Origin of the sequence: Paenibacillus sophorae, assembly GCF_018966525.1 — a bacterium.
In the GTDB taxonomy this organism is placed as follows: domain Bacteria; phylum Bacillota; class Bacilli; order Paenibacillales; family Paenibacillaceae; genus Paenibacillus_AQ; species Paenibacillus_AQ sophorae.
In genome coordinates, this window is record NZ_CP076607.1 from 4501503 (window position 1) to 4520831 (window position 19329).

General features: G+C 52.1%; 23 protein-coding genes. 13 read left to right on the forward strand and 10 right to left on the reverse strand.

What is annotated here, in order from left to right; genetic code table 11:
- Positions 1-34: 34 nt before the first annotated feature.
- From KP014_RS21805 to KP014_RS21830, 6 genes are all read left to right on the forward strand, one after another.
- Positions 35-793, forward strand: a complete 759-nt coding sequence (locus tag KP014_RS21805) for an ABC transporter permease (protein ID WP_051500526.1) — start codon at positions 35-37, stop codon at positions 791-793.
- A gap of 283 nt (positions 794-1076) precedes the next feature.
- The gene (locus tag KP014_RS21810; RefSeq protein ID WP_036602181.1) at positions 1077-2162 is read left to right on the forward strand and encodes an ABC transporter substrate-binding protein; all 1086 of its coding nucleotides are present in this window, start codon (positions 1077-1079) and stop codon (positions 2160-2162) included.
- A gap of 74 nt (positions 2163-2236) precedes the next feature.
- Positions 2237-2617, forward strand: coding sequence for an AAA family ATPase (locus KP014_RS21815; protein WP_246590565.1), 381 nt, complete (start codon positions 2237-2239; stop codon positions 2615-2617).
- A 16-nt stretch (positions 2618-2633) separates the two neighbouring features.
- Entirely contained in the window at positions 2634-3425 is a 792-nt protein-coding gene (locus KP014_RS21820; protein WP_036602179.1) for an ABC transporter permease, read from the forward strand.
- Between the two features lie 40 nt (positions 3426-3465).
- Complete coding sequence (locus tag KP014_RS21825; protein WP_036602176.1) at positions 3466-4242, forward strand: ABC transporter permease; 777 nt, start codon at positions 3466-3468, stop codon at positions 4240-4242.
- 60 nt (positions 4243-4302) lie between these two features.
- The gene (locus KP014_RS21830; protein WP_175491853.1) at positions 4303-4482 is read left to right on the forward strand and encodes a hypothetical protein; all 180 of its coding nucleotides are present in this window, start codon (positions 4303-4305) and stop codon (positions 4480-4482) included.
- 18 nt (positions 4483-4500) lie between these two features.
- On the opposite strand, the gene KP014_RS29160 is transcribed toward KP014_RS21830, so the two are convergent.
- On the reverse strand, positions 4501-4632 hold the full coding sequence (locus KP014_RS29160; RefSeq protein ID WP_281426425.1) for a hypothetical protein: 132 nt from the start codon (positions 4630-4632) through the stop codon (positions 4501-4503).
- A gap of 211 nt (positions 4633-4843) precedes the next feature.
- Here KP014_RS29160 and KP014_RS21835 point away from each other — a divergent pair, with 211 nt between their 5' ends.
- The gene (locus tag KP014_RS21835) at positions 4844-5317 is read left to right on the forward strand and encodes a YbaK/EbsC family protein (protein ID WP_036604584.1); all 474 of its coding nucleotides are present in this window, start codon (positions 4844-4846) and stop codon (positions 5315-5317) included.
- A gap of 12 nt (positions 5318-5329) precedes the next feature.
- Here the strand turns inward: KP014_RS21835 and KP014_RS21840 are convergent, their stop codons facing one another.
- From KP014_RS21840 to KP014_RS21855, 4 genes are read right to left on the reverse strand one after another with little or no spacing between them, the layout of a single operon-like run.
- Complete coding sequence (locus KP014_RS21840; protein ID WP_036604582.1) at positions 5330-6865, reverse strand: MDR family MFS transporter; 1536 nt, start codon at positions 6863-6865, stop codon at positions 5330-5332.
- Between the two features lie 36 nt (positions 6866-6901).
- Complete coding sequence (locus KP014_RS21845; protein ID WP_036604580.1) at positions 6902-7573, reverse strand: hypothetical protein; 672 nt, start codon at positions 7571-7573, stop codon at positions 6902-6904.
- On the reverse strand, positions 7566-8267 hold the full coding sequence (locus KP014_RS21850; RefSeq protein WP_051500670.1) for a hypothetical protein: 702 nt from the start codon (positions 8265-8267) through the stop codon (positions 7566-7568). Before KP014_RS21850 ends, KP014_RS21845 begins: the two co-directional genes overlap by 8 nt.
- Positions 8268-8900, reverse strand: coding sequence for a YhbD family protein (locus KP014_RS21855; RefSeq protein ID WP_036604578.1), 633 nt, complete (start codon positions 8898-8900; stop codon positions 8268-8270).
- A gap of 166 nt (positions 8901-9066) precedes the next feature.
- On the opposite strand from KP014_RS21855, the gene KP014_RS21860 reads away from it, so the two are divergent.
- Complete coding sequence (locus tag KP014_RS21860; protein ID WP_036604576.1) at positions 9067-9825, forward strand: DeoR/GlpR family DNA-binding transcription regulator; 759 nt, start codon at positions 9067-9069, stop codon at positions 9823-9825.
- Between the two features lie 103 nt (positions 9826-9928).
- Here KP014_RS21860 and KP014_RS21865 read toward each other — a convergent pair whose 3' ends face one another.
- The gene (locus KP014_RS21865) at positions 9929-10540 is read right to left on the reverse strand and encodes a 50S ribosomal protein L25 (RefSeq protein WP_036604574.1); all 612 of its coding nucleotides are present in this window, start codon (positions 10538-10540) and stop codon (positions 9929-9931) included.
- 257 nt (positions 10541-10797) lie between these two features.
- Here KP014_RS21865 and KP014_RS21870 point away from each other — a divergent pair, with 257 nt between their 5' ends.
- Together KP014_RS21870 and KP014_RS21875 are read left to right on the forward strand one after the other, a co-directional pair.
- Positions 10798-11091, forward strand: a complete 294-nt coding sequence (locus KP014_RS21870) for a GNAT family N-acetyltransferase (RefSeq protein ID WP_036604572.1) — start codon at positions 10798-10800, stop codon at positions 11089-11091.
- Between the two features lie 70 nt (positions 11092-11161).
- Positions 11162-12019 (forward strand): GNAT family N-acetyltransferase, encoded by an 858-nt coding sequence (locus KP014_RS21875; protein ID WP_036604570.1) that lies wholly within the window; start codon positions 11162-11164, stop codon positions 12017-12019.
- Between the two features lie 117 nt (positions 12020-12136).
- Here KP014_RS21875 and KP014_RS21880 read toward each other — a convergent pair whose 3' ends face one another.
- Together KP014_RS21880 and KP014_RS21885 are read right to left on the reverse strand one after the other, a co-directional pair.
- Positions 12137-12808 carry a hypothetical protein gene (locus KP014_RS21880; RefSeq protein WP_139210593.1) on the reverse strand — a complete coding sequence of 224 codons (672 nt, stop codon included), beginning with the start codon at positions 12806-12808 and terminating at the stop codon, positions 12137-12139.
- Positions 12809-12896: 88 nt separating this feature from the next.
- Positions 12897-13349, reverse strand: coding sequence for a flavodoxin (locus tag KP014_RS21885; RefSeq protein ID WP_036604568.1), 453 nt, complete (start codon positions 13347-13349; stop codon positions 12897-12899).
- Between the two features lie 201 nt (positions 13350-13550).
- Here KP014_RS21885 and KP014_RS21890 point away from each other — a divergent pair, with 201 nt between their 5' ends.
- The 3 genes from KP014_RS21890 to KP014_RS21900 all read left to right on the forward strand — a co-directional run bounded on the left by KP014_RS21890 (position 13551) and on the right by KP014_RS21900 (position 15866).
- Positions 13551-14108: a GNAT family N-acetyltransferase gene (locus tag KP014_RS21890; protein ID WP_051500668.1), complete on the forward strand. Its 558-nt coding sequence runs from the start codon at positions 13551-13553 to the stop codon at positions 14106-14108.
- A 146-nt stretch (positions 14109-14254) separates the two neighbouring features.
- Positions 14255-15118 (forward strand): class I SAM-dependent methyltransferase, encoded by an 864-nt coding sequence (locus KP014_RS21895; RefSeq protein WP_090834187.1) that lies wholly within the window; start codon positions 14255-14257, stop codon positions 15116-15118.
- 4 nt (positions 15119-15122) lie between these two features.
- The gene (locus KP014_RS21900; RefSeq protein ID WP_051499916.1) at positions 15123-15866 is read left to right on the forward strand and encodes an RluA family pseudouridine synthase; all 744 of its coding nucleotides are present in this window, start codon (positions 15123-15125) and stop codon (positions 15864-15866) included.
- A 136-nt stretch (positions 15867-16002) separates the two neighbouring features.
- Here KP014_RS21900 and KP014_RS21905 read toward each other — a convergent pair whose 3' ends face one another.
- On the reverse strand, positions 16003-16443 hold the full coding sequence (locus KP014_RS21905) for a MarR family winged helix-turn-helix transcriptional regulator (RefSeq protein ID WP_036594230.1): 441 nt from the start codon (positions 16441-16443) through the stop codon (positions 16003-16005).
- 261 nt (positions 16444-16704) lie between these two features.
- Complete coding sequence (gene gyrA / locus KP014_RS21910) at positions 16705-19146, reverse strand: DNA gyrase subunit A (protein WP_036594228.1); 2442 nt, start codon at positions 19144-19146, stop codon at positions 16705-16707.
- Positions 19147-19329: the final 183 nt, after the last annotated feature.

A 19329-nucleotide genomic window follows, 5' to 3' on the forward strand; every position in this document is an offset into this window, starting at 1 on the left:
CTGGCGACAATAAATTGTGTCGGGAGGAACGTAAGTGAATGTGCTAACCAAGCTTAGCAAGCGTTATATTGCCGTAATCGCCTTCCTCGTCCTGTGGGAAGCCAGTGTAAGGTTCGAATGGGTAGACCCCCAATTCATTCCTCCTCTCACGCGGGTGCTTCAGTTCATCGGCGAACAGGCGGCAACAGGAGCGCTGGCGCACCATCTGCTGATTAGCCTGGGGCGCGCCGCCGGAGGACTGGCCATCGCCCTGATTGCAGGTGTGCCGCTCGGAATAGCCCTGGCCGGCTGGCCCTACAAGATCCGTATTGCCACCGAGCCGGTGCTGGAATGGCTCTCTCACATCAATCCGTTTGTTGTGTTTCACATCATCATCGTATTCATGGGAGCCGGCGAGCCCACGAAAGTCTCGATTATCGCCTGGGCTTGCATTTGGCCGATTATGTTCAGCACATTGTCCGGGTTGATCCATGCCGATGCAGACATTGTCAAAGCGGCGCGTTCATTTAGGCTAAGCCGCCTTCGGCTGACAACGAAAGTCCTGCTTCCCTTAGCCTTCCCTTCCATCTTGACCGGAACACGTCTAGCTGCGGGCTATGCGCTGCTGTTTCTGATCGCGGCTGAAATGATGGGATCCAGCTCCGGCCTGGGCTTCATGATTTATACGGCGCAAGCCAATTATCAGATTGTGAAGATGTTCTCCGGAGTTTTGATTATTGCGGTCCTGGCCATCGTGCTGGACGGAATCATGTCAGCGGCAGGCAAATGGCTAGGCCATCCCGCTATAAAATGACATTCAAAATAAAATGTTACAAATTTTCGAACTGGACGTTTTATGTAAATTCATGCGTTGACAATCATGAAAGTCTTAGAATAAGCTTTAATCTATAAATCTCATAAGAATTATCGGATTAAAGAAAGTTGACCAGTTAGCTGGAGACTAACGTTCTTCCCCTCGGGAAGTTCGCTTAGTCTCTTTTTTTATACTATACCGAGGCAGGTGATGGAGGGCTGAATAGTTGCATCTTTATATGTTAAAATTTAACTTAAATTAAAATTTTTAGGAGTGTGAAAAAATGGCAGCTGGTAAAAAGAAATGGATTATTATATCCGTAGTCGCCGTATTGGTGGTAGGAGGAATCGGTGTGGGCAGCTACTTGGGGCAAACGAAGAAAGGAATCGGCATCCAAGGTGCCGCAGGGTTATCGACCTTAAAGAACGCAGGGTTTGACCCGGCCAAATCCGGCAAAAAAGTGTACACCATCAAAACCGACACCAAGGTCAATTGCTCCTCCACACCATGGGTGATTGCTGAGAAAAAAGGCTTTTTCGCAGAGGAAGGAATCAATGTGGAATATACCGGCGAGCTGACTACCGCACAAGTGCTTCCCTCCATCTTGAACGGAACGAACAATGTCTCCTCCGCCCATGTTAACAATATCGCCACCTATATCGCCGGCGGCGCCAAAATCAAGGGTGTTACGATCGGCGGGTCTGAACCGACACCGGACGTGGATGATAAATATCATCACATGAAATTCTATGTCAGCCCCAAGCAGGGCGTTTCTTCCCTGGAAGAGCTAATCAAGAAGAAGAACGGGGAGAAAATTACGATCAACGGCACCGTACCGAGCTGCACAACCTTTATCGCCACCAACGCATTCGACCATCTGGGCTTCGATCGTGATCAAATCAAGTTTGTCGCTTTCGAAAGCGACACGGCGGCCTTGCAGGCCAACCAGCAGGGCAATATTGACATCGTCGGCGTCCATCCACCCTTTTACAAGCTGGCAAAGGACTCCGGTCTGATCGAAATTTTCGACACGGCGGATACCGGGCTCGGCGAAGCGGCAGGTACAACCTTCTACTACTTCACGGATCAATTTATCAAGGATAATCCCGAAGCAGTCCAGGGCTTTGTCAACGCGATTAAGAAAGCGCAGGACTGGATCGTCAACCCGGCGCATGAGGAAGAAGCGATCAAGCTAACCGGCGACTATATCGGCCAACCGGTAAACGCCGTGCACTACTACTACACCGGCAAAGGATTCCAGGACAAGCTGATCCAGCCTTGGATTGATGACCTCGTCGTATCCGGAGCCTTGAAGAAGGATCAGCTTCATATCAACGACCTGATCACCACCCAGTTTGACCCTAGCTGAAATGCCATCATGCAAAGGGAAATCGGCGTTTATTCGCCGCTTCATTACAACCAATAGCGGGGGTGAGCCCGATTATGACTAAAAAACTGAGACAAATCGCATTTTACGGCAAAGGAGGAATCGGCAAATCCACCACTTCTCAAAACACCCTGGCTCAGTTAGCCGTCAATTTCGGCCAAAGAATTATGATCGTGGGCTGCGATCCGAAAGCCGACTCCACGCGCCTGATTCTGAACACCAAAGCGCAGCAGACCGTGCTTGATCTCGCCGCCAAACTCGGAAGCGTAGAAGACCTGGAGTTGGAGGACGTGGTGTCCTCCGGCTTCGGAGGCATCCTCAACGAGAAGCTGACCGTTCCCACTCCGATCGATATGGACGAACTGGAACGGCTGCTGATTGATTTCGGTGTGGTGGAGGATGAGGAGACGGCTCTGCAGACGCAAGCCCCTAAGTAAGGAGGACGGATAACAGATGAAATGGATCATTTCGGTTCATCGGAAATTGTTAAGCTTTTATCTTTTTTTCCTGGTGCTGATCGTTTGGGAGCTTGCGCCGAGGCTGGGACTCGTTAGCAACGTATTTGTCCCGCCCTTCTCGCGGATCGTGGAGACCGGAATCGAACTGGGACTGACGAACATTTTTCTCTACATTTCCATCAGCCTGAAAAGAGTGTTTGTCGGCTTTGTCCTGGCTACCGTTTTGGCCCTGCCGCTTGGCTTTATTCTGGCCGGAGCCATGCCGAAGCTGGCCGCATTTCTCCACCCTCTGACCAAATTTCTCTCCAGCATCCCGCCGTTTATTCTATTTCCGGTCTTCGTTATCATTATCGGAATCGGCGAGGGGGGCATCTATACGGTTATCTTCTGGTCGTCGTTCTGGCCGATATTGTTCACGACCATAGCCGGTATTCAGAATGTCGATCCGCTGCTGATCCGGTCGGCCAAATCCATGAATGCGGGCAAGCTGGTGATCTTCACAAAGGTGATCCTGCCCGGCGCCTCGCCGACATTGATCACCGGACTCCGTACCGGACTGACCATGAGTTTCTTCATGCTGATCGGTTCGGAGAGCATGGGCGCCGATTCCGGTATGGGCTGGATGATCCACAATGCCCAAAGCATGGGGTTTGTCGAGCGCATTTACCTTGGAGCCGTTATGGTTGCAGGCGTCGGTCTGGCGCTCAATTATGTGCTTGAATACCTGGAGAGTGCAGTGCTGCAATGGCGGCAGGCTCCTGATTCAAGCAATAAAGCCGCAGCTTAGCCGGATCTTATCTTAAGCAAAGGAGGACGAGACGAGTTCCATGAATTCCACCGCAATCAAGCTTAAAAAAATCGGCATCGGCAGCATCCCGATCCTGTTGTTCTTCATCTTCTGGGAGGGCGGCGCCCGAATCATTCCGGAGGGCGTCATCTCGCCTCCCAGCGACGCGATCGTCGCCATCTTCCGCTCAGCATTTTCCGACATACTGCTGGAGCAGACGCTAATCAGCCTGTACCGCGTGCTGCTCGGGTTCTTGCTCTCGCTGATTATCGGTATTCCGCTCGGATTTTTGCTCGGCACCTTCTTTAGTTCGGCGGAAAAAGCGTTGCTGCCTTTCTTTCGCACCTGCGAGAAGCTGAACCCTTTCGCGATCATTCCGATTTTCATGATCTTCTTCGGAATCGGAACTTCGGAAAAGGTGGTCGTCATCTTCTGGTCTGCGCTCTGGCCCGTACTGTTTAATACGATGGCCGGAGCCAAGGATATCGATTACAACCTGCTGCGGGCGGCACGGTCCATGGGAGCTACGCGCAGAGAGCTGTTTACCAAGGTCGTCCTGCCGTACACCGCACCCAATATTTTTATCGGTATTGAATTTGCCGCCCAGCTATCGTTCTTCATGATTATCGCATCTGAAGTAATCGGTGCCAGCACGGGACTCGGATGGTATTACATCAACTCTACCGCCCGCTATGATCTACCGCTCATGTACGGCATCGTCCTGTTCATCACCGTGCTGGGCATTATCATCAACCTGTTGTTCGCCAGACTGAAAAAGCGCTTTCTGGTATGGAAAGAAGCGTCACAGCTTCACTAAACATTGGAACTTTGTACCAATTGCCTGTCCGTTCGAAACGGCCGCAGGCGGTCACCGAGCATGTATATAGAGACCGAACATACATTTGAGGCCGCCGAGCATTTGCGGGAGAAGTTCGCAAGAGAAGAGCGCAAGCAATGCTTGGCAGAACAGGCAGAGCCGCCCCGGGGCGGCTCTGCCTGTCATTGGATACGATTCACTGTTCTTCGGCCACTTACCGTCCCTTTCGAGCAGCGGTAATCCGGCTTCAAGTTTCCGTCATTCCTCTTCGGCTGCCCGGAATCCTCGGCTCCACCGGTCCTCATCCGTCAGTTCCCTCCTTGAATGCACACAAAAGGAGCAGACCGCTCCTTGCAGCAAGGGACGGTCTGCTCCTTTAGTGTTAGCCACAGCCGTACGAAATCAGGCTTCCTCGTCTTCCGAACCCTCGGCAGCTTCTTCCACGGCTGCGGGCTCTTCCGTTACGGTCGGCGGCAGAATCTTGAGGAGCGCCGCTTTGTTGATGTGCCGAAACAGAATCTTTTGCTACATATCAAATTAGCCGTTACAATGATTAATTATCGCAAAAACTTTATTTTTATGTGGAAAGGAACCCTTTGTCATGTCTATCGAAAATGTAAAAGCACACTTCCGCGCCGCTGGAAGAGAGCAGCATATCATGGAATTTGAATCATCCAGCGCTACTGTAGAGACAGCTGCAGAGACGATCGGCGTCATCCCCGCCCGTATAGCCAAGACGCTGTCCTTTTACGGCGAAGGCGAAGCTGCAATCCTGGTCGTGGCCGCTGGCGACACCAAGGTCGACAACAAAAAATTTCGAAACGAATTCGGATTCAAGCCGAAAATGCTGTCTCCGGAGGAAGTGCTGGAGCAAACCGGACATGCCGTCGGCGGCGTTTGCCCGTTCGGACTGGCCAATGACCTGGAGGTCTATCTCGATATCTCCATGAAGCGCTTCGACACCCTCTTCCCCGCCTGCGGCAGCTCGAATTCCGCTATTGAATTGACCTGCGCCGAACTGGAGCAATACTCGGGCGGCAAGGCATGGGTCGACGTCTGCAAGAACTGGGAATAAGGACTTGCCGGGTTAATGCCCGGCGGCCTTTTGTTCTTCTTCCGTGCCGACCATTTTGCTGCTCCCCATGAACAGCGAGGCGAGCAGGGCTAACACCGCTGGTATAACGGCCCAGGCGAACGTATACGTGATGGAGCCAGACAGTCCCTCCGAGATTTTGCTCAAAATCTCCGGTGGAATCAGCGCCCGCGTATCCGGGGACAGCAAAGTATGGGGATCCGACAGATCAAGCGACCCTGCCCCGCCCTGGCCGGCACCTGAAGCTCCAAACAGATTACCCAGCCGGTCCGCCAAATAATGGCTCTGGATGATGCCGAAGGTGGTGATGCCCACCGTCATGCCCAAAGACCGGAGGAAATTAAGGGTTGCGCTTGCCGATCCACGCTGCCGGGCGGACAGGCCGTCTATGGCGGCGTTGCTCAGAACCGAGAAAGACGCGCCGACGCCAAGGCCGATAAGGATCATATACAGAGTAACGATCAGCCGCGTCGCATCCGGCGAAAGTGTGGAAGCAAGCCAGGTTCCGAGAGCCAGCAGCGCAAGGGTTGGAATCATCAGGCTGCGGTAGCTGAATTTAGTCATCAGGAAACCACCTGCGGTTGCCGTGATCACGGAACCCACCATCATCGGCAGAAGCACCAGGCCGGAATTGGTGGCCGAGCCTCCGAGCACACCTTGGATAAAGATCGGGATATAGACCGAGGCGACGATGAACGCCGCTCCGCTAAATAAGGCGATCAGAATGCTGAAGGCATACAGCCGCCGGCGGAACAGCGCGAAGGAGATAATCGGCTCCTCCGCCTTCGTCTCCGCATACAGAAATACCGCCGCAAGTACCGCCGCCGCGCCGAACAGGCCGAGAATCAAGGGAGAATTCCATGGATATTCTTTGCCGCCCAGCTCCAGCGCAAACATCAAGCAGATCACCGCACCAAGCAGCGTACCCGCACCAAGCCAGTCAATCGGCTGCTTGGAATGCTCATGCGATTCCTTGTAAAAGAACGCGACCAGCACAAACGCAAGGACTCCGAGCGGCAGGTTAATGTAAAATATCCACTGCCAGGCGATATGGTCCGTTATGTAGGCGCCGAGCAGCGGACCGAATATGCTGGACAGCCCGAATACCGCGCCAAATGCGCCGCCCAGCTTCCCTCTGGTCTCAAGCGGCACCGCGTCGAACATAATCGTGAAGGCGATCGGCACCAGCGCTCCGCCCCCTATTCCTTGAACCGCCCGGTAAATGGCCAACTCAGTAATGCTGTCCGCCGTTCCGCACAGCGCGGACCCTCCCATAAACACCAGAAGGCCAAACACGAAAAATTTCTTGCGGCCGTACATATCCGACAATTTGCCGAAGATCGGCATGCCCGCCATCTCGGCGACGAGATAGGCCGAGGTAACCCAGACGAATTTGTCCATTCCGCCCAATTCCCCAACGATGTTACCCATGGCCGTTGCCACTATCGTACTATCCATGGATGCCATCAGAATGCCCAGCAAAAGCCCGGCGATGACCAGTCCCAGACGGTTATTTTTTTTATCGCTCATATAGTCTCCACTTCCGTTTCTCTATAGGTTTCCTGCTTACAATTTAACCTGGCGCAACACCTTCGCGCTCTTGTGTATCTCCAGCGATTCCCGGTATTCTACCGTTTTAATCTCGCAGCCAGGTCCGATAATGACATTTCCGCCCCTTACGGTTTCGGCCGCCACATGCTCAAGCTCCACGAAGTCCCCTTCAATTGTTCTTCCCTCGAAGCGGGCTTCCTGGCTCGGCTTGACCATCTTCATCAGTAAATACCCCTTGCTGCGCTTGATCCGGATCTTGCCACCTCCGACATCTCCCGCCCGGCTGCACCCGATCAGGCCGATATCCAGTTGATCTCCGCTCAGCAGTCCGCCGATCTCCACCACGCCGGTAAGCCGGAATTCTCCCACCTCGCAATCCTCCTTGACACCGATGTGTCCTTCAAACGAAAGCCGCTCAGCCCTTATCCCGGAATCACTCGTCAGTTCTCCGCGTCCTTTTACGGACAAGGCATCGATACGGCCCCGCACTCCGCATTCGCCGGTCAGCTTGACTTCTTCCGCCTTCAAGCTGCCATCAATTTCCGAATTCCCGGTCAAGCCGAACTTTACACAGTCCACATTTCCCGTAAACCTGCACTCACCCGTTATACCTACATTTTGGAACGAACCTCCTGCGGATGATGTTGTGCCCATTATTTTGAGATTACCGCGAACCGTATCAGTCACCGGTCTTCACTTCCTTTCCAATGCGGGCTCCGGGGTGGACCGTTAATCCGGTTCGGTATTCCACCAGCTCGACGGAACAACCCACTCCGATAATAACATAATTCCCTCTGACGACATCCGCATTTGTATATTCCAAGTCCAGATCATCTCCCTCGATGACCTTAGCGGTAAGTTCCGACTTCAGTTTCGGAATAATTCCGCCCAATAACCGGTTCCATAGGCTCTTATCCCCCTGACGGACCTTCAGGGTCTCCACTCCGATCTCATGAGCCTGCCCCGCTCCAGCCAGTCGGATATCCATACGACCCGCGTTCAGCAGACCCTCAATCGTGAATCCGCCCACGCCTCTGAATTCCTCCAGCTCACAATCCCCCTTTGCGGTCATCAGTCCGTTCAGAGCACAGTTCTCTCCTGTAACGCCGCCATCGACATGGAGGATGCCATCCAATTTCATGGTATTGACCCGCAGAGGGCCTTCAAGGTTCATTATGCCATTGACTTCCATTTCTACGGTCTCCAGCTCGCCTTTCACCCGAATCTGACCGTTCGCCTTGAATATCCGCGCAGTTAGCGAACCCTCGACTTTCCCCACTCCGTCTATAAGGACTTTGTCGTAAGTCCCTCCTGCGGCACTGCCGACCCCATTAATGATAAGATCCGAAAGATGCCCTGGCTCCTTATCTTCCTCTGTCATCTACGATAACCTCCCTTTCAACTGTTCAACCAAATCTCCGAGCGCCACTTTCGCAACCAGCCGAACGCCCTCATCGAAGTAGAGCTCCACCGGCGACGGCGCAAGCAGAAATAAGGCAACACCCATTTTCCGGACAAAATAAAGTTCGCAAGGCTTACCTGTCAGCGCGCCGGCATGCTTCTCCAGCGTACGCAGCAGAATCCTTCCTTCATCCAGACTCATGTCCCCTTTAGAAAGTAAAGTGTCCGCCGCATACAAATGCAGAAGCTGCTCGAAGGAATACAAGCCCTCCTTGCTCTCAACCGCCGGTCCATACACAGACATCGCAATCTCCGTAACAATGTTTCGTTCTACTATAGCCTCTTTGGTCAAGCGGATCTCGCTGAACCCCTCCGTATCGGACAGTCTGCTGGCGAGTTCATCAAGCGAGAGATCATCCTTCATATTTAAGATATTACGAACTCGGGCTTGAATAAGCATCCTTGGAAAAAAGGTTTCCTGCCCGGTAAACGTGGATTTGCGGATAAACCATTCTTCCGGAATGAGCTGCTTGCGTTTCCAGCGGTAAAGCTGGCCGTATGAAATCCCGGTAAGATCCAGGAGCTCTTTTTTCGATATTAAATCATCCTCCATCTTCTTCTCACCTCACAAAAACATTGTAACATAACACTGTTACGTTGTAAAACAGAGTTGAGGCATGAAATTCAATATAAATGGTTAACTATTGGTGTTTTGTTGGTATAATGTTCTTAAAGGATAAGTGCAGTAATATTATTCGATATACTAAGGATGGATCGACATGCTAAAGACCAAACGCATTAAGCAAATTCAGGATTATGTCATTGAACACAACACCGTGTCGCTCGACGAACTCGTTACTGTATTTGATGTTTCCAAAAATACGATTAGACGGGATATCCAGGAACTGGTCGAAGGAGGGGAAGTTAAGAAGGTTTATGGCGGTGTAGCCGCGGTAAACCCGCCTCTCATTTCTTTTAACGACAGAAGGTCGCAGAACCACAGCGAAAAACAGAGAATTGCCAAAGCTGCAGCCGAGTATGTAACCGACGGGGATATTATTTACATTGATTCCGGAACAACCACACTTGAGATGATTGAATATATTAAGCATATTAACCTGACCGTTATTACGAGCAATCTTGATTTCATCCTTGGTTCTCTGCCTTATGGCAACTTGAATGTCATTTCGACAGGCGGTGTCCTGGAGCGCAAGACAAAATCGTTTGCCAGCTTCAAAAACATGGACCTGCTGAAAGCTTATAATATAAATAAAGCCTTTATGGCTTCAACCGGCATCTCGATCTTGAGCGGCGTAACCAATTCATCTCCGCTCGAAAGCGAAATCAAGCAAATCGTAGTCGAACGCTGCCAGGAAGTGTTCTTGCTTGTAGACCACAACAAATTTGGCAAGCATGCACTCATGACCTACTGCAAGCTGGAAGACATCGATTATTTGGTTACCGACAGCATTCCGGGGAGCGATTACCAGCAGTTTGCCGAGGAGAACAATATCAAGCTTGTTGTAGCCGATGAATAAAAGGCGGTAAGCCAATATAAGCGCCTGATCACACAAGAGCGCGTTCCCTCCGACCCGGAGAGGACGCGCTCTAATTGTATATATTTCAACTGCTAGCCCGCAATCAGGCTTTCGCTCCTTCGGCAACCTCTTCGGCCGCCGGTTCCGCAGCCCCTTCTTCGGCCGCAGGCTCTGCCTGGACGGCAGGCGGCGCGATCTTAACGACCAGCGTTTCAGGATCTGTCAGCACTTCCCATCCCTCATGCTTCGGCAGGTCTGAAACCAGCAGATGATCGCCGATTTCCAGATTGCTGACGTCTACTTCGAATACGGATTCCAGCTTATCCGGCAGTGTGCGGATATCCAGCTCATGCAGCTCAACCGTCTGCACTCCTCCGGCCTTAACCCCCTCCGGCGTACCGGTAAAATGCAGGGCTACCTTGGTGTCCAGCTCGGCTTTCATATCAATGACATGGAAGTCGATATGCAGCAGCTTCTTGGTCAAAGGCTGGCGCTGCACGTCTTGAATAATCACATCTTTGGTGCCGGATGCCGGCAGCTCCGCCTTTAAAATCGCCCGCGGATTTTTGCCCAGAATATTGTCTATCGTTTTTGCATCCGCGCTAAGGGAAAGGGATTCCGAACCCGCACCGTAGATGACAACAGGCACCAGGCCCTGTCTCCGCTGTGCGGAAGGCTTCCCGGTTCTTTCCATCAAACGTACTGCTTCACTCATTACCAATTCCTCCTAAGTATGGATTCAAAAAACATAAGACCGATTAGATCTAATTCTAATCAGTCTCTTATTAACCATATTGCTGTGCGTGGAACCAGTATAGCACTCCCGAAAACGAGAGTCAAAATTGTCTATTTAACCATATTCATCCAAAATTCGCGCTTTTTTGCCTCTGTTCAATATTATTCGGGGCTAACTCGCTTTTTGTCCGGAGAGAGAGTAAAATAACGGTAATCCATGAAACAGGAGTGATGAATATGCGGCAAATTTCTTCAGAAGATGGACGGTTTTACATTGCCGGAGATGGAGAAGACCTTGCTGAAATTACATACAAGTTGGTCGATTCCATGACAATGATCGTTGATCATACGTATGTATCGGAACAACTGCGGGGTCAGGGAGCAGGCGAACAACTGGTCAAAGCGGTAGTAGATAAAGCAAGAAACGAGGGACTATCCATTATCCCTCAGTGCTCCTACGCCGCCCATCAATTCAAGAAGCATCCCGAGTACGGGGACGTGCTGAAAGAGAACGGGAGCGGTCTGTCTTAAACAAACTGCCCGTTATTCGCAGCGAAATGTCCACCCGGGCTGCGATTCCAATGATTAGGAGGAAACGGGTTTGACGACACAAGAAACTTTGCGCGAAATAGAGGAATTGCAGCGCCGCTGCGAAGATTATGATGGCATATCGCTGAAGCTCAACTGGAACTCGCTCCGAAGCGAGCCGGGGTCTGGAGGCGCTGTGTGGTTCTATACTTACGAGGAGGGGCTGCTTGCCGGATTTATTGGGCTGTACAGCTTCGGCAGCGAAGTTGAAGTTTGCGGAATGGTGCGCCCCGGCTACCGCCGCCGCGGCATCTTCACCTCTCTGTGGGAGCAGGCCCATAAACAGATCATCCGCAAAAAGGCGAAGAGCATCCTGCTCAACGCGCCTGCGGCTTCCAAATCCGCCGCCGGTTTTCTGAAGACCCTGCCTCTCGAGCTCAATCATGCGGAGTATCAGATGAAATGGGACCATAAGAAGGCCGAGGAGCGTTCGGCTTTTGAGAACAAGATCCTGCCTGATGACATGGTGATCCTTCGTCCCGCCCGTGCCGATGAGAAGAGACTGCTCGCCGTTCTCGACAGCAAGGGCTTCAACACGTCGCTGGAAGAGGCGGTAGAAATGTATGATGAGCTGGATGGGGAAAGCAGCAATGAGCATATCATTATTGAGCTTGACGGGCAGCCCGTAGGCAAAATGCGGCTGTGGACAGAGCATCACGAAACCTGGATCTACGCCTTTACCGTAGATGAAAAAATGCGTGGCAGAGGCATCGGACGCAGCGCCCTCATTCAGACGATTCTGCGGGAAAGACGCAGCGGCAACGGAATTAATCTGGAAGTCGCACTGGACAACCCCAATGCGCTCGGACTATACGAAAGCTGCGGATTCGTCATAACCAATAAGCAGGATTACTATCGTTATATCGGCTAGACCCGGTAAGGTGACTAACAAGCGTGAAAGATCCGCCGGGAAACCGGTGGCATGAAGACCCTCTGGTCCGGTGACGGTCCAAAGGGTCTCGTTTTTTGTCAAAACGCAGCAGGCAGGTCACATCAGGAGATTCCTTGATAAGCTGTCCTCTCCGGGTATATTCCGCCTTTCTGCCCTTGACTCACAGTCTGCGCCTCCGCTGCTTCGCTCGCCATTCAATACGGCCAGCAGCCTTAAGTAATCGAGCGAGGCTTCCATCGTATAGGCATTTCCGTCGTAGAGGCGCCTCTCCCCCTCCAACAGAAAATGAATCTCCACACTCTCGGGCGGCGCGCCATAAGTCTTGCGGCAGAATACATTGGCCATATGTATAAACCCCCGGGCAACATCCTCATTTCCGCATACCATGAACTTCTGCACATTCAGTCCGTCTCCTCTTTTGCCGGAGTGCCACACCAATTGAAAGATGATGGACAAGTCCATTTGCAGTTCAGGTACGGGAACATACCACTGTTCATACAGCATGAACGGAACCTCTCTCTCATGACAGCTGCTAACTAGGCGGACCAGCGCATCGCCTATCGTATTTTTAACCTCCCAATAGTGCATAAGAGAAGGGAAGCACATGGACCTCTGAGGCCATCTCCGTTCCAGGAGAAACTGAATAGGCGTCTGACTGCGCACCTCAGGCGTCAAGATGTAATAATCATTTAACGTATGACCGACCGCATACTGCACCTGTTGCCGCCACAATGGCAGTTCTTTTCCACCGCAACTTACCTCCGCCATATCAAGTAGAGCACGTTCTACAATATAATCGTGAAATTTTGGAAGTCGGGAGGCCGGATTAGCCGCTGCACCGCATGCCGTACTCATCTTAAGACACCGCCGCACAGGCCTCGGCAAAACGCTGTCCGAATTTGCGGCACTCCTCTTTCTCCGCAGCAGTCGGCCCATATTCAATTTTCAGACTCGTCTGCAGGGTGGCTGCGCCTCTTTCCTTCAGCTTTTCTTCAATCAGGTCAACCGCACCGCAGTAGATGTCATACCCGGTGTCGCCGCTTCCGAACACGGCGGCTTTGCTGCCCGCTAAGTCTATTTCATTCAGCTCCTCATAGAAATCGAGGAATTCATCCGGCAGTTCTCCGTCTCCCCAGGTGTAGGCCCCCAAGACCGCACCATCATACGATGCTATATCGAAGGCGTTGCAGTCGGTGACCGATTTCATAACCGCTTCGCCTCCCGACTGGCGGATTCCCTCTGCGATCAGTTCCGCTATTTCCTCTGTATTGCCGGTCAGGCTGGCATATACCACTAATATTTTAGCCATGTTTCATATCCTCCCCCATATTAAAGAAAACCGTCATTGAAAGCATCCCTTCCCCGGTAGCGGTGTGCGATATAAACCCATTCTATTGATAATGATTATCAATGTCAATGATATTTTGCAGCAGAATATCTTGTCTACGTTTCTCACAGCCCTGCTAAACGGCTTACTTTATAATAACTTTTATAGATTAGGGGGACTGAAATGGCCATTTTGCAGACACAAGAGTATGAATTAGAAGATTTAGGATTATCCGTTATCATCAGATCAGCGGTTTCGACCGATGCTACCGCTGTCCTATCCATTCATCGCGAGGTTGTAGAAGAGAATAAATACGTTATGACTGCACACCATGAGTTTCATAAGACGAAAGAAAGCTATCAAGAATTAATCCGTGCGGCTGGCGATCATCCGAGCGAGCTTTTTGTGGTTGCCGCAGCAGAAGAGAATGTGGTCGGTTGGCTGATCCTATACTCTCCTTCGCTCGAAAGACGTTCTCACATACGTGAGTTCGGCATAATGTTATCTCCCGGTTGGAGAGGACAAAGGATTGGGAAAAAGTTGATTTCAACGATGTTGGATTGGGCCACCGCATGCTCTGCTATTGAAAAAATCTGCCTCGAAGTGTTCTCTTCCAACGAAAATGCCATTCAGCTATACCGCAGTTTCGGCTTTCAAGAGGAAGGGAGACGACTTAAACAAATCAAGCTTGGCATTGACCATTATGTCGATTTGATTCTAATGTATAAAGCGCTGAGATAATGTCTCGGCTCGCAGGACATTTTACAGACGGACATATGAAAAATGGTCTTTCCGCGATTGGCATTACCGCTCGAACCGTTTGTTATAAACCGGCAAAATGATGTACAATATAGGCTAAATGAATTTTTTTGAAGGATGGGTTAGACATGTACATGGCTCGGGACTGGAAGGATTATGAGATCATCGATACAGGAGGCGGAGAAAAGCTGGAGCGCTGGGGAGATATTATTCTTCGGCGGCCGGACCCGCAAATTATATGGCCGCTACCAAAGGAAACATCGCGGTGGAAGGATGTTCACGGACATTATCATCGCAGCTCATCGGGCGGCGGCCAATGGGAAATGAAAAAAAGCATACCGGATAGCTGGAGCATCAGCTACGGCAAGCTTAAATTCCATCTTCGTCCTACCAACTTCAAGCATACGGGACTGTTCCCGGAGCAAGCGGCCAACTGGAGCTGGATGATGGACAAGATTGGGGGCGCGGGACGTAAAATACAGGTGCTGAACCTGTTCGCTTATACAGGCGGTGCCACCGTTGCGGCAGCCAGTGCGGGCGCTTCCGTCGTTCATGTCGATGCGGCCAAGGGCATGGTTCAATGGGCAAAAGAAAACGTGCAGCTGTCCGGCCTCGGAGAGCGTCCGGTCCGGTTCATCACCGACGACGTCTTCAAATTTGTTCAGCGCGAACAGCGCCGGGGCAATAAGTACGACGCGATTATTATGGACCCTCCCTCCTACGGAAGAGGTCCAGGCGGCGAGATGTGGAAGCTGGAGCAGAACTTGTATCCTTTTCTGGAAAGCTGCATGGACATTCTGAGCGATAACCCGCTCTTCCTGCTCATCAATTCCTATACGACCGGCATTTCCCCGACCGTTCTGGAGAACATGCTGGCCATGACGATGAAATCGCGTTATGGAGGTAAGCTCAGCTCCGGAGAAATCGGCCTGCCGATCACTTCCTCCGGACTGAATCTGCCCTGCGGCATCCTCGGCCGCTGGGAGTCGTAGAGACATGGCGCAGAGCCTGAACGGTGGACAGGAAGATGGACAAACGCCGGGTTCCTTTCAGATTTTGTATGAGGATAACCATCTTCTTGGGGTCGTTAAGCCGGTTAACATTCCCGTACAGGAGGATGCCACGGGAGATGCCGATCTGCTCACCCTGCTGAAAGAGGACATCAAGCGGCGTTATGACAAGCCCGGCAACGTCTATATGGGCCTCGTTCACCGGCTGGACCGCCCCGTTGGCGGAGCTATGGTGTTCGCTAAGACCTCCAAGGCGGCTTCACGGTTGTCGGAGAGCGTCCGCAGCCGGAGCTTCCGCAAAGGTTATTTGACCGTCGTACACGGACGGCTTCCTGCTGAGCACGGCCGATTGAGAAATATCCTGCTCAAAAACGCCAAGACGAACACGGTCACCGTTGTCCGGGAAGGCACGCCAGGCGGCAAGGAAGCCATTCTGGATTATACCGTGCTGGGCAGCACCGAAGGCCTCAGCCTTGTAAAGGTCGACCTGCTCACCGGACGTTCTCATCAAATTCGCGTTCAGCTAGCCCATGCCGGCTGTCCTCTGTACGGAGACCAAAAATACGGAGCGTCCGTCAACAAGCCCGGACAGCAAATCGCGCTGTGGTCCTCGCTTGTCGGATTCCCGCATCCCGTTACTAAGCAGGAAGTTGAACTGATCTCCTTGCCTCCGCGTCAATATCCTTGGGACCTGTGGAGCACGGAGCTTCAGGAGCGGGCCATCCGGTAGAAGCAGCGTCGCTGGTTATGCAGCGGGGTGTTCGCTCAATAAGCCCATGTCAGCATTCCGCTGACAATTGCAAGAAGCAGGCCATCCCTCCCTGGGATAGACCTGCTTTTGTTATCTCCGCCCCGCTAATTTCAGGTTATCTGCTCATTTCCACAGGAGTGGCTTCGTTTCCCGGCGCTACGAGTTTACCCATCAAATACAGCAGAAGCTGCTGATTGTGGGCCGAAATATGGTCCAGCACTTCCGCGAAAAAATCGCTGCGGACCTTAAGGCCGCGCGCGGTTTCCTTTCGGCCGACATCGGTTATGCTGACCCAAACGATCCGGCGGTCAGAGGCATCTCTGTCTCTGATAATCAGTCCGCCCCGCTCCATCCGGTCGAGAAGCATGGTAACCGCAGCAGGACTGGTAGCCAAATGCGGAGCCAAATCGGAGGGCTTGGCGGCTCCCCGTTCCTGAACTAGCTCAAGCACCGTAAGCTGTGCGTCGGTAAGCGTGGGAGCCAGCTTTGTATCCATATGAACCTTATAGTCTTTAAGAATTTTATGCCATATTTTACTGAATTCAAAGGAGTTCACAGTTGTTCCTTCCTTTCTTGGCGAAAGATCCGTTATTAAGATATGTTCGCGGAAGAGTTTCTTTTTCCTGCAAGTGGAAAAAAATAAATAACTCCGTGAACTTTTATCGGCAGGTAAAAACAATGGGTCCTCTCCTCGTTTGTGATGATTATGGTCATTTTTTCGACACGACACGCCATGTATAAAAAGACATCCGCGCCCTGTCGAAAAAGGGACGCGGATGTCTGCTACAAACATAACCTGTATTCGATAAAATCCGCTTTATTTCACGGAAATTTGCAAGCTGATGATCTCGTCTTTCTTCTCAAGCGGAACTAGAAGCTTGCCGGTCGAACGCCGTTCGGCGATTGGCGCGGCTTCCGAAGAGAAATGGTGCAGCGCACCTTCGCGAGTAATGGCGGTCAGTTCAAACGGTTCTCTACAGTAGAATGCGCCGGCAATGTGGCTGCCGTTCGGACGGACGCGCTTGCCTTCCTTGAATTCAAATGTCGGCAATCCTTTGCCGCCCCGGCTCTGCGGCATATAATCCAGCAGCAGACTGCGCTTGCCGTAGCCCAGTTCAGTCACAGCCAGAACCTCTCCCTCGTCGTCCGAGACGCGGAAGCAGGATACCACCTCATCGCCTTCGCGAAGCTGAATCCCTTTTACGCCGGCGGCTACGCGGCCCATCGGGTTGACTTCGCTCTCGCGGAAACGAATGCTCATGCCTTCCTTGGTGACAAGCATAAGGTCCTTGTCCCCTCCGCTCAGCATGACCGACAGCACTTCATCTTCTGCCCCAACCTTGCATGCGGCGATGGCCCCGCTGCGGCTTGTGGAATATTCCTTCAGCTCGGTGCGCTTCACCTGACCCTTGCGGGTGATAAAGAACAGGCTTTGGTCAGGCTCTTCGAAATTGCCTATAGGAATAATTCCGGATATACCATCTCCCTTGCCCAGACCGATCACATTTACAATCGCGGTGCCGGGATCCTTCCATTTGAACTCTGGGATTTGATGAACGGGAAGCAGGAAATATTGTCCCTTGCGCGTAAATACCAGCAAACTGTCCCGCGTATTGACATCTAACAGGTTGGTGATATAGTCGCCTTCCTTGACGCCGGACGAATTCCGTTCTCCGCCTGAGCGGGTGAAGGAGAGCATACTTGTCCGCTTGATATAGCCGTCCCCAGACAGCGCAACAAGTACATCCTCCGCGTTAACCAGCGCCTCAATGCTTACCTTAAGCTCTTCCACCTCGACCTGAATGTCGGACCGGCGGTCGATGCCGTATTTATCACGGATCTCCATCAGTTCCTTGCGAATGACACCAATCAGCTTCTTGTCGCTTTCCAGGATGCTGCGCAAGGCAGCAATCTTTTTCTGCGTCTCTTCCAGTTCTTTCTCCAGCGTCTTGATCTCCAGATTGGTCAGACGATACAGCTGGAGAGTCAGGATCGAATCGGCTTGTCTTTCGCTGAATCCGAACATCCAGACAAGATTGTTCTGGGCGTCCTGACGGTTCTTGGATGCTTTGATGGCTGCGATTACTTCATCCAGAATATTAAGTGCCTTGACCAGACCTTCCAATACGTGAGCCCGGTCCTCCGCCCGCTCCAGGTCGAACTGTGTACGGTGCGTTACGACTTCACGCTGATGGGCGATATAAGCCTCAAGGATGGCCTTTAGGCCTAGCTGCTGCGGCGCTTTATTGACAATAGCAACCATGTTGAAATTATAGGTGATCTGCAGATCGGTCTTCTTGAGCAAGTAGGCCAGAATCCCCTGCGCATCGGCTTCTTTCTTCAGTTCGATTACGATCCGCAGACCTTCGCGGCCGCTTTCGTCGCGTACTTCCGCGATGCCTTCAACTTTTTTCTCAAGGCGGATATTCTCCATGGCGGTAACCAGACGCGATTTGACGACCTGGAATGGGATTTCGGTAATGACGATCTGCTGCTTGCCGCCGCGCAGGTTCTCAATCTCCGTCTTGGAACGCAGATAGATACGCCCTTTGCCTGTCCGGTAAGCGTCCATAATTCCGTCGCCGCCCATAATAAGCCCGCCTGTCGGAAAATCCGGCCCTTTCATGAAGGTCATAATTTCCTCAAGCTCGATCTCCGGCTTCTGCATGACCGCGATACAAGCATCAATAGTCTCACGCAGATTATGCGGCGGGATTTCGGTGGCAAAGCCGGCCGAGATTCCGCTCGTGCCGTTCACTAGCAAATTCGGGTACCGCGACGGAACCACGACCGGTTCCTTGGCCGTGTTGTCGAAGTTGTCCTTGAACAGGACGGTGCGCTTCTCGATGTCGCGCATCATCTCCATGGCGATCGGTGACAGCCGGGCCTCCGTATAACGCATGGCTGCCGCAGGATCATCGTCCATCGAGCCCCAGTTGCCGTGTCCGTCAACAAGCACATGCCCCATTTTCCACGGCTGCGCCATTCTTACCATGCCTTCATAGATCGACGAATCGCCGTGCGGATGGTAGTTCCCCATTACATCCCCGACTGTCTTGGCCGACTTGCGGTACGGCTTATCCGGTGTATTGCCCGAATCATACATAGCGTACAGTATTCGGCGCTGCACGGGCTTCAGCCCGTCGCGGACGTCGGGAATGGCCCGGTCCTGAATGATATATTTGGAATACCGGCCGAAGCGGTCGCCGACGACCTCTTCCAGAAATGCCGGCAAAAATTGTTCGGATAAACTGCTCATGCATTCACCTTCTGTTCCTCAAACTGTCGCCTTTATAAAAGATTTGGTGATTTGCGCGGGTGCTGCGCGACGGTTTGGACTTCCGGCCGCTGTTGTCTCCAGATTCCCTGGAATTAACCCTAAAGGGGGGAATCCGGAGACAAAGGCGGACGCTAACGCTCCTCCAGTTCCAAACCTTTCGCT

Coding starts and splice junctions, on each gene's coding strand:
- KP014_RS21810 (WP_036602181.1), top strand. CDS start 1,077: ATGGCAGCTGGTAAAAAGAAATGGATTATTATATCCGTAGTCGCCGTA.
- KP014_RS21815 (WP_246590565.1), top strand. CDS start 2,237: ATGACTAAAAAACTGAGACAAATCGCATTTTACGGCAAAGGAGGAATC.
- KP014_RS21820 (WP_036602179.1), top strand. CDS start 2,634: ATGAAATGGATCATTTCGGTTCATCGGAAATTGTTAAGCTTTTATCTT.
- KP014_RS21825 (WP_036602176.1), top strand. CDS start 3,466: ATGAATTCCACCGCAATCAAGCTTAAAAAAATCGGCATCGGCAGCATC.
- KP014_RS21830 (WP_175491853.1), top strand. CDS start 4,303: ATGTATATAGAGACCGAACATACATTTGAGGCCGCCGAGCATTTGCGG.
- KP014_RS21835 (WP_036604584.1), top strand. CDS start 4,844: ATGTCTATCGAAAATGTAAAAGCACACTTCCGCGCCGCTGGAAGAGAG.
- KP014_RS21840 (WP_036604582.1), bottom strand. CDS start 6,865: ATGAGCGATAAAAAAAATAACCGTCTGGGACTGGTCATCGCCGGGCTT.
- KP014_RS21850 (WP_051500670.1), bottom strand. CDS start 8,267: ATGACAGAGGAAGATAAGGAGCCAGGGCATCTTTCGGATCTTATCATT.
- KP014_RS21855 (WP_036604578.1), bottom strand. CDS start 8,900: ATGGAGGATGATTTAATATCGAAAAAAGAGCTCCTGGATCTTACCGGG.
- KP014_RS21860 (WP_036604576.1), top strand. CDS start 9,067: ATGCTAAAGACCAAACGCATTAAGCAAATTCAGGATTATGTCATTGAA.
- KP014_RS21865 (WP_036604574.1), bottom strand. CDS start 10,540: ATGAGTGAAGCAGTACGTTTGATGGAAAGAACCGGGAAGCCTTCCGCA.
- KP014_RS21870 (WP_036604572.1), top strand. CDS start 10,798: ATGCGGCAAATTTCTTCAGAAGATGGACGGTTTTACATTGCCGGAGAT.
- KP014_RS21880 (WP_139210593.1), bottom strand. CDS start 12,808: ATGGCGGAGGTAAGTTGCGGTGGAAAAGAACTGCCATTGTGGCGGCAA.
- KP014_RS21885 (WP_036604568.1), bottom strand. CDS start 13,349: ATGGCTAAAATATTAGTGGTATATGCCAGCCTGACCGGCAATACAGAG.
- KP014_RS21890 (WP_051500668.1), top strand. CDS start 13,551: ATGGCCATTTTGCAGACACAAGAGTATGAATTAGAAGATTTAGGATTA.
- KP014_RS21895 (WP_090834187.1), top strand. CDS start 14,255: ATGTACATGGCTCGGGACTGGAAGGATTATGAGATCATCGATACAGGA.
- KP014_RS21900 (WP_051499916.1), top strand. CDS start 15,123: ATGGCGCAGAGCCTGAACGGTGGACAGGAAGATGGACAAACGCCGGGT.
- gyrA (WP_036594228.1), bottom strand. CDS start 19,146: ATGAGCAGTTTATCCGAACAATTTTTGCCGGCATTTCTGGAAGAGGTC.